The 8,728-nt window shown below is 37.7% G+C and carries 8 protein-coding genes; all 8 read right to left on the bottom strand.

Annotated features, from left to right (window positions below; translation table 11 throughout):
* A partial coding sequence (locus BM141_RS21710; protein ID WP_143091046.1) for a helix-turn-helix domain-containing protein occupies positions 1 to 233 on the bottom strand: 233 nt, incomplete at its 3' end.
* Between the two features lie 185 nt (positions 234 to 418).
* Positions 419 to 1,096 carry a LysM peptidoglycan-binding domain-containing protein gene (locus BM141_RS21705; RefSeq protein WP_091549541.1) on the bottom strand — a complete coding sequence of 226 codons (678 nt, stop codon included), beginning with the start codon at positions 1,094 to 1,096 and terminating at the stop codon, positions 419 to 421.
* Positions 1,097 to 1,268: 172 nt separating this feature from the next.
* Complete coding sequence (locus tag BM141_RS21700) at positions 1,269 to 2,051, bottom strand: 3-keto-disaccharide hydrolase (protein ID WP_091549540.1); 783 nt, start codon at positions 2,049 to 2,051, stop codon at positions 1,269 to 1,271.
* Between the two features lie 51 nt (positions 2,052 to 2,102).
* Entirely contained in the window at positions 2,103 to 2,819 is a 717-nt protein-coding gene (locus BM141_RS21695; RefSeq protein WP_091549539.1) for an NRDE family protein, read from the bottom strand.
* A 6-nt stretch (positions 2,820 to 2,825) separates the two neighbouring features.
* The gene (locus BM141_RS21690) at positions 2,826 to 3,221 is read right to left on the bottom strand and encodes a DUF1987 domain-containing protein (protein ID WP_091549538.1); all 396 of its coding nucleotides are present in this window, start codon (positions 3,219 to 3,221) and stop codon (positions 2,826 to 2,828) included.
* Between the two features lie 71 nt (positions 3,222 to 3,292).
* Positions 3,293 to 3,703, bottom strand: a complete 411-nt coding sequence (locus BM141_RS21685) for a c-type cytochrome (protein WP_091549537.1) — start codon at positions 3,701 to 3,703, stop codon at positions 3,293 to 3,295.
* 194 nt (positions 3,704 to 3,897) lie between these two features.
* A complete protein-coding gene (locus BM141_RS21680; RefSeq protein ID WP_091549536.1) occupies positions 3,898 to 5,655 on the bottom strand; it encodes a DUF885 domain-containing protein in 1,758 nt (585 codons plus the stop codon).
* Positions 5,656 to 5,792: 137 nt separating this feature from the next.
* Complete coding sequence (locus BM141_RS21675; protein WP_091549535.1) at positions 5,793 to 8,603, bottom strand: DUF4961 domain-containing protein; 2,811 nt, start codon at positions 8,601 to 8,603, stop codon at positions 5,793 to 5,795.
* Positions 8,604 to 8,728: the final 125 nt, after the last annotated feature.

The raw sequence follows: 8,728 nt of genomic DNA, 5'->3' as shown, positions 1-8,728 counted from the left end.
TTGCCTGTATAACCTTGATAATTATCTTGTAAATAGGCTTCCAAACCTACTTGCTCATATCGCTGCCGATAGTTCCTCACTGTTCCTTCACTGATGCCTAAACTGGCACTAATCACCTCCATACTTTGACCCAAATGAAGCATTAAAAGCACAGTTATCTTCTTGTACGCTCTGGCATAGCGTTCATTGTGTTGTAACTCCCTTAGTAAATCATAGTCTGCTTGTGATAACATTTTTACTAATTTGATTACCAAATATTGTACTTTTTTCGTAATTTTCCTAATCCAAATTTCAAAACCTTTTACTTTTTAGTATAATGACAAAAAATTAAACAGTGTAGTAGTTAGGGCAAAAATTTCAAATAACCTCTCACGATGATATACTAAATTTTATATTTTCAACAATGTTAAAACTTAACTTATTCGTTTGGACTTTTTAAGTGTAATTTCATTCCCTTATCTATTTTGGAGTAGATAGTTAGATTATTCCATCTGAGCAAGTCGTTAGGTTTAATACCGTATTTTTGTGCAATAGAATAAATATTTTCTCCATATTTGACTTCATGTATGAAATCTAACGGAATTAGTATTTTTGATGTTTCTTTTTCTGTTATATTTTCTTTTTTTACCTCTTGATTAGGATTGATAAGCCATAGTTTATCTCCATAATCGAGTTTGCTATGCTCAGAAAGCCCATTCCATTCCAATAAATCATTGGGAGAAATATTGTATTTTCTGGCTATCAAATAGGGATACTCTCCGTACTGCACGATGTGTATGCCGTCCTCTGGGATAGTTAAAGCCTTTGCTTGGTCGGAGTTTGGAGCGGGAGATGCCGTAGGTGGTGGGCTGATAATCAAAATCTTGCCTCTATCCAGAATAGTATTTTTATCTAATTTATTCCAAAGCATGAGGTCATTGGGGGAAAGGTTATATTTTTTTGCTATGGAATAAATGCTCTCGCCGTATGTAATCACGTGAACGAGAGGCTTATGCAAAAAATCTTTGCCAAAACTATTTGACTCATTACCTTGTGAAAATCCATGCTCATAAACAAAAAAGAAACAAGATGCTAAGGCAAGTAAGCACTTTTTCATAAGATTAACTATCTACTTTTAGTAAAAAAGATAAGAGATAAGTCGGAAACAAAGGGGGAAGGTATAAGAATAATTACCAAAAAAGATACCAAAAAATAAATGCGGAAAAAATGTCATGTTTTTACATTGATAAGGCTTTACACCTTATCAATGTTACTTTTCAAGTCTGATTTTATAAAGTCTTGATTTTAATGTTTCTAAACCACACTTTATCACCATGATTTTGAAGGGCGATGTAGCCTGTTTTTGCTTCTGCAAAGCCTTTCATACTGCCAAACTTGCTTTCCTTGACGAGTTTGTTCCATTCAGGCGTCCACATCTCAAAATCTGCTGTTTTTTCTCCGTTAAGAAAATACTGTACTTTCCCGTTGTTGCATATAATATGTACTTGATTAAACTCGCCTACGGGTTTGGCATAGTCTTTATCTACTGGGTGTAGGTCGTAGTTGGCACCTGCTTTTTGCTTAGGTGTAGTTTTATCACCTGCATATCTTCCTGCTGAGGCATCAATGATTTGCATTTCTGGGGCTGTTTCATAGGTAGTCTTATGGTCACCTTCTACTACGTGAAAGAAAATTCCACTATTACCTTCTGGAGAAATTTTCCACTCTAATTTGAGTTCGAAGTTTTCGTACTGGTCTTGGGTCATAATATCTACGCCGTCGCCCACTCTGGCAATACATTCATCTTCTACTGCCCAAGCACTCAAAGGTTGATTTTGGAATCCTCGCCACCCTTGCAATGTTTTTCCGTCAAAGAGCAGTTTCCAACCATCCTGCTCCTCTTCGGCTGTAAGTACATTTTGTAGGCTTGATGATGAGCTAACTTCCTCACTTTTGGAAACTTCCTCAGAAGCTACCTCTTCGGACTTGTTGCTTTCTCCACCACAAGCAAACATCAAAGCAACCATGCTTAACAACATAAGCAGATGAGTTTTTTTGAACCAATTTTTCATTTTCAGTTTTTGATTAAGTTTTGATATTTAGAAAAATTACCTAATGCAAAGCTAATAGATAATTTCCTTTTCTTGCTGGTTTATAAGGTCAAAATAATACATTTTCTGCTCTTGTTTTGTCATCAAGACAGAGGTTATGCTTACGGTAAGCAACCTTCCTTGTCTGTTCATTAAAATGTCATTTTCTCTGTCCCCCTCTCCTCCAAATCTGTGAAAATCAATGATTTTAGTTAAGTTTTTTTCCTGAGATTTGAATTGATTATTGAGGAAAATATCAAACCAGTTTTTGCGTTGATTCACCACCTCAGGAGGATACAAAGTTACAGAAGACCAGATAGAAGGTTCGGAGGGATTTTTCTTAGTGATAACTTTCTGTTCGCCGTTCCAAATAAGTTCGGTGAGTAACAAAGGATTATGATTGACCATAACCAATGTAAATGGTTCAATATCGGTCAAATCATATTCAGAAAAAAACCTTTCCAAATCCAAGTATTTGAAACTGTCCATTACTATCTGTCCTCTACTCATTCTGTACTTTTCTTTGGGCTGATGGGGAGTAAAAGCACCATTGAGTAAGCATACTGTTCGGTAAGAAGTCGTAGCAATCCAAGTACCTTTGGCTTTGGCATCTACGGGACAGAGTATTTTTACATTATCAATATACAGAAAGTCAGGAAGAAAAGCTGTCGGACGATTTACATGCTCATCTCTGTTAGAAGTCAAAATAAAGTTTTGATTATCAACAGGTAAATAGGTTACAGTACACATGAAAAACTATTTGTAAATGATTTCTACAAAAGGGTACTCTCCCTCAAACTCATCTAAGAAAGAATAATCATCATCTTTCTGCTCATCGGACTCCCACTCATGCCATCTTACATTTACCTCGTGTCCTCTTTGATGTAGTGCTTTTAATTTTTCAAAAATATTGAGAATAAACTTGCCAGAAGTGGTGTTAAAGTACTCAAAATCAATATCTACAGTAGTTTGGGGAGACATAGGCTCTTGAATATAACACTCGAGCCACTCCATAAGAGGTTCAAAAAATTTTTTTACATCAGAAGGATAACACCTGCCCCTAAACCTTAATACTCCCTGAGGGTAATTGAACTCTACTTCTGGTGTATCTCTGGTAGGAGAGATTTTAATTATTTCTTTAGAAATTCCCATGATACTTTATTAAAAGCAAAGGATTGCGTTTTATTGAAAAACCGTAATAAAAGGATTCAAAGGTATTTGTATTATTTCTTTTTTCTTTCTGAGGCTACTTCCTCTTTGGTAATTCTACCGCCTTTGTTGCCCCAAGTATTATTAACATAAGTAAGTACATCGGCGATTTCCTGGTCATTTAGCCCTGATGCAGGCATTACGTTATTGTACTTTTTCCCATTTACTGTGATTTCGCCTTGCAGACCATTGATTAAGGCTCTAATAGCTTTTTTCTTATCTGCCAGATAGTCAGAACCTTTGAGCGGGGGAAATACACCTGCCAAACCTTCTCCACTTTCCATGTGGCAAGCTATGCAGTTAGCAGAGTAGATGTTACCACCTCTTTTGATGCTTGCGGCTAAATCGTTTTGGAACGAAAAAGAAAAAAGAGTGCTGATTCCAAGAATGAATGTGCAAATGAGTAAAAGATTTCTTTTTGTCATAAATTGAAGTAGTTTTATAAATTTTCTGTAAATATAAAGGCAAAATAATAACCAAAAATTAAAATTTATGTGCTAAAATTAAAAAAAAATCTAATTTGGCTAATTAAATTTCGTTAAAAGACTACTTGTTTGTATGATTCTATTGCCTGCTTCTTTACTGTTCTTGGCTGTTGCTGGTCTGATAAAGCCTTGCACTATTGTTTCTTACTCTGGATATACTTGTTTACAATTTTTTCCATAATAGGCAGAGTAACAGTGCCTTGAGAAAGTAAAGTATCGTGAAATTCTCTAATATCAAATTTCTCTTTGAGTTCAGCTTCTGCTTTCTTCCTCAATTCTTTAATTTTTAGCTCGCCTATTTTGTAAGAAAGTGCCTGCCCCGCCCAGCCTATGTACCTGTCTATTTCTGTACGGACTTCGTGCAAAGAAAGGGCAGTATTTTCCGCTAAGTAGTTGATAGCTTGTTCTCTTGACCAGCCCAAAGCATGAATCCCTGTATCCACTACCAAGCGACAAGCACGCCACATTTCGTAGGTCAATCTTCCAAAATTGGTGTATGGATTTTGGTAAAAGCCCATTTCTATCCCTAACCATTCACAGTACAGTCCCCATCCTTCGCCAAAAGCAGAGATATACAAGTTTTGACGGAAAGGAGGTAAATGATTGAGTTCTTTGGTCAAAGCAATTTGGAGATGATGCCCCGGGACAGCCTCATGTAGCGTCAATGATTCCAAAATATACAAGGGACGACTTTTGAGGTTATAGGTATTTACCCAATAAGTTCCTCCTCTTTTCCCGTTGAGTGGAGCAGGTACATAGCGACCTCCTGTATATTTGGGGGCGATTAGGTCAGGTACAGGCTCAACTCCGTAGGGTTGGCGTGGAAGTTTCCCAAAAAAAGCAGGTAGTTTTCCGTCAGCTTTTTTTGCCAAGAAGGAGGCTTCTTTGAGTAACTGCTCTGGGGTTTCTACATAAAACTGTGGAGAAGTGCGTAAAAATTCTAAAAATGCCTTGAAATCCCCTTCAAACTTGGCTTGTTTCATCACTTCTTGCATTTCTTGCTTGATGCGTGCTACTTCTTTTAAGCCTATTTCATGGATTTCTTGGACGGATATATTCAGCGTAGTGAAGTGGTTTGCTCTTGATTGGTAATAGGCTTTCCCGTTGGGAAGAGCGGACACGCCTACAGTAGTTCTGGCAGAGGGCAAGTATTCTTTCTCGATAAACTCCCCAAAGGCTTTGTAACCCTTAATTACACTTTCTTGGATTGCTTTTTTTCCTTCTGCTATCAGCTTTTCTTTTATCTCATTGGAAAAATGGACTGGGAATTTTTCAAAAGGTTTAAAAAACGTACTCTGACTTATATCACTGACTATGTGCGTATTATACGTGCCTTCATAGCCTTCCAAAACTACTCTGGGCAAGGTGATTTTCTCTTTGATACCCTTACGCATAATAGCTATGTACTCGTTGGTATAGGTAGCAAAATAGCTAAGGCGCGCAATATAGTCTTCGTAATCTTTCACAGTACTAAAAGAACGATTGGGGGAGTTGGCAAAAGAAGTATGAAAGCCACCCTCGGCATTGATAGGCATTAAGTAATCTTTGTTGTCAAAATAGGCAATCTTTTCTGTGATAGTGTAGAGCAGGAGCGTTAGGTTAATTTGATCATTTTCATTAAGTTGCTTGTCAACAAGCTGCTCTAAGCTGCTTTTTAGCTTTTTTAAGTATTGGTTTTCAAGGGCTAAATCGGCTTCCCTAAACAATCCAAACGATTTTAGTTGTTCTCCATCAGTAATTTTTAAGACTGTGTAAGGCTCACTTTGGAATTGCTGATAGACCTGAATCAGGCTGTCAAGGCTTTTTTGCGTGCTGTTTTTCTCTTGGGAAAAAGCAGGAAAGAAAGAAAAGAGGATAATGATTACTACCTCAAAGTACAGTTTTTTCATCATTTTAGCAAGAGGTTTTGTTTTTCGCAAGCTACAAAAAAAGTGAAAAAAAGAAAAATGTGCGGAGAATGGAGAATATTAAGCAAGTCTGAATTTATAATACAATCTTACTTAACTCAGAATTTGTAACCGTTGCGTCTTCATTCCACTACTAACTTCTTCACCACACTTTTCCCTTCTTGCACTATTTCCATGAAATAAAAGCCTGAGTTAATTCCTTGCAAGTCAATGCTTTCATGCTCATTGAGTAGGTTGAACTGCCAAGTTTTGAGTGTTTTGCCCGAGATTTCTTTCAAATTTACTTTTACAGTGCCTTTGATTGGTTGTGAAAAACGGATTTGCACTTGCGAATGGGCGGGATTAGGGTAAATCAAGATGCTATTTCCGTATTGGGCATCTTGTACGGCTACCACTTTTGAGGCAAGCGTCCAAGGGACTAAGCCTTTTTCAGGGGTAGGGAGTTTTTTGTTAGTCAAGATATGAAACTGCCCGCGACTAAGAAAGAGATTTGCCTCTTTATCAAGAACTTCTATGCTTTCACCTGTAAAGTAATCGTACCAAGTGCCTGCATTGGGGAAGGAAATTTGGAAGTCTTTGTTTTGTAAACCAAAGTTGCCCAAAACGACCATACTTACGCTGGGCGATTGGAGGATAAACTGCTTTTCTAACCCTAAGTTTCGTTCTATAAGCTGGCTATTCTTACTACGTAATGCTTCTGCTGTTTCTGGCAATGTTTTTAAGCGAATGAGTGCCGCATACGTTTTATACAATTTTTGCCTGTCTGGATTTTGTGCATATTCCCAGCGTATAGGTTTTCTTCCTGTTCTTCCGTTTTGATTAATACTTACATCGTACCCTAACTCACCGAATTGCCAAATCATTTTTGCCCCTTGCATGGTAAAATAAAATGCTGCTGCTAATTTCATGCGTTCTAAGGCAGTAGGAAGATTTTTAATATTGTAGTTATCAGCACTTTGCCCTCCGTCTAAGGCTCTGAACATGAGCCTTTCCTCATCATGGCTTTCCATGTAGGCAATCAAGTGAGGCTGCTGCCAGCCTCTTTGTAGATATGTTGAGCCTTCTATGCTGTTGCTAATGCCTTGTACTGCTTTGGAGAAGCCATCGTTCATATTTCCCCAAAGCAACATTCCGTAGTTAGCTAATTCCATTTCTTCGCTGTTTTGGGCAAAATGTTCTAAGATTACATAAGCGGAATTGTCTATCTCTCTGATTTCATCATAAATGCGTTTCCAAGTAGCTATTCTTGAAGCATCGTAAGCACTCCAAGCAGCTTCATTGGTAGGGTTATTTCTTTGTGTAAATCCTTTGGAAAGGTCAAAACGGAAGCCGTCAATTTTGTATTCTGTGAGCCAAAACTGGTTTACTCTTTTTACCAAGTCCTTGACTGCTTGACTTTCATGGTTAAAATCATAGCCTACATTGAAGGGGTGCGTGGCATCGGGGTTAAAGTAAGGATTGCCTACGGCAGGTTTTCTTGTTTTGCTGTCCCAATACATTTGTACCAAAGGCGACTGCCCAAAATTGTGGTTTAGTACTATGTCGAGAATCACCGCAAAGCCTTTTTCGTGTGCTTTGTCTATGAAATTTTTGAGCATTTCCTTTGTACCATAGTATTTGTCAGGAGCGAAGTAGTAAATTGGGTTGTAACCCCAACTGTCGTTGCCCTCAAACTCTTGTATAGGCATAAGCTCTATGGCATTAACTCCCAGTTTTTTCAAGTAATCCAAAGAATCAATGACAGCTTGGTAATTGTGCGTAGTGGAAAAATCTCGCAAATGCAACTCATAAATCACTAAATCTTGTGGATTGGGTCTTTGAAAGTTATTGGTTTTCCACTGATAAGGTGTTTGGGCAGTTTGTAGTACGCTCGCCAGTCCTGTGGTTTTTCCCGTAGGGTAAGGTGTAGGATTGGGATAAACAAAGTTTTCTATAAACTTGTCATTCTCAGGGTCTAAGATTTTTTCAGCATAAGGGTCGCCTATTCTTATATTGCCGTCAATCAAGTATTGAAATACATATTCTTTTTTGGGTTCTAAGTTTTCTAATCGAAGCCAAAAGCGATTTTTATCAGGCGTTATGTGCATAAAACTTTGCTGATTTGCCTGCCAATCGTTAAAATCGCCTATTGCATAAACAAACTTTTTTTGAGGGGCAAAAAGCACCAAGACCACCGTTTTATCATCTATGTAGTTGATGCCATCTTTTACATTTGTGGGCAGAGGAGCTATAACTTGTGGAGGTAAAATGCTATAAGTGAAAGAATCTGTGATAGTTGTAGAGGCATTTTTAGCTATAATTTTTATAGAGCCGTGAGTAGTGCCTGCATTGACGGTATGCGTTATTGTAGTCCCATTTTCTTCTTTGACCTGCCTTTCATTGACCAAAAGCGTAAAAGTTGCTTGCGTATTGCTTTCTGCTTTTACTTCAAAATTTTCATTGGGAAAAGCAAAATAAGGGCGTTGAGCAGGCGAAACAATCTGCATTGAAAGCCCTGAAAAAGCTACTTGTAGAAAAATATCTCCATTTTGGGCATTTTTCCCTTCTCTTGAACCGTCTGCGTTTCTGAAAACCATACCTATTCTATAAATTCTTTGGGTAGGAACGTTAAAATATGTTCTTGGCACTAATTTAATACTCCATTTGTCATTTCCCAAAGAAGTCATCAAACCAATACCGTCATCTTTGCCCCAATTACCAACTACATTGCTCCAACTTGTGCCTGTTTCAGAGTCTAAAATCACGCCTGCGTGCATATATACCTTGCCCGCCCCACGAAGTCCCGAAGTGCCTTGGGTGGCATCATAAGTAATTGTAATTTCGTCTTCTGCCCTAAAAGTAGCGGGAGAAACGCTGACTTGCGCATGAGAAAAATATGAAGAAGAAAAGAAAAAACAAAATGATAAAAGAATGATATTTAGCTTTTTACTCATAATTTATTCTATTTAAAAAGAAATAAACCAAAACCGATTGTGCTAGTTTGGAATTTTCAGTAAAAAAGGTTATCTCTAAGGTGCAACCATAAAAAGAGATAACCTATGCACCAAATCGCAATTGA

Origin of the sequence: Thermoflexibacter ruber, from assembly GCF_900113045.1 — a bacterium.
GTDB classification, from domain to species: domain Bacteria; phylum Bacteroidota; class Bacteroidia; order Cytophagales; family Thermoflexibacteraceae; genus Thermoflexibacter; species Thermoflexibacter ruber.
The sequence above is the reverse complement of the archived record's forward strand: the minus strand, read 5'-3'. Positions and strand labels throughout refer to the sequence as shown.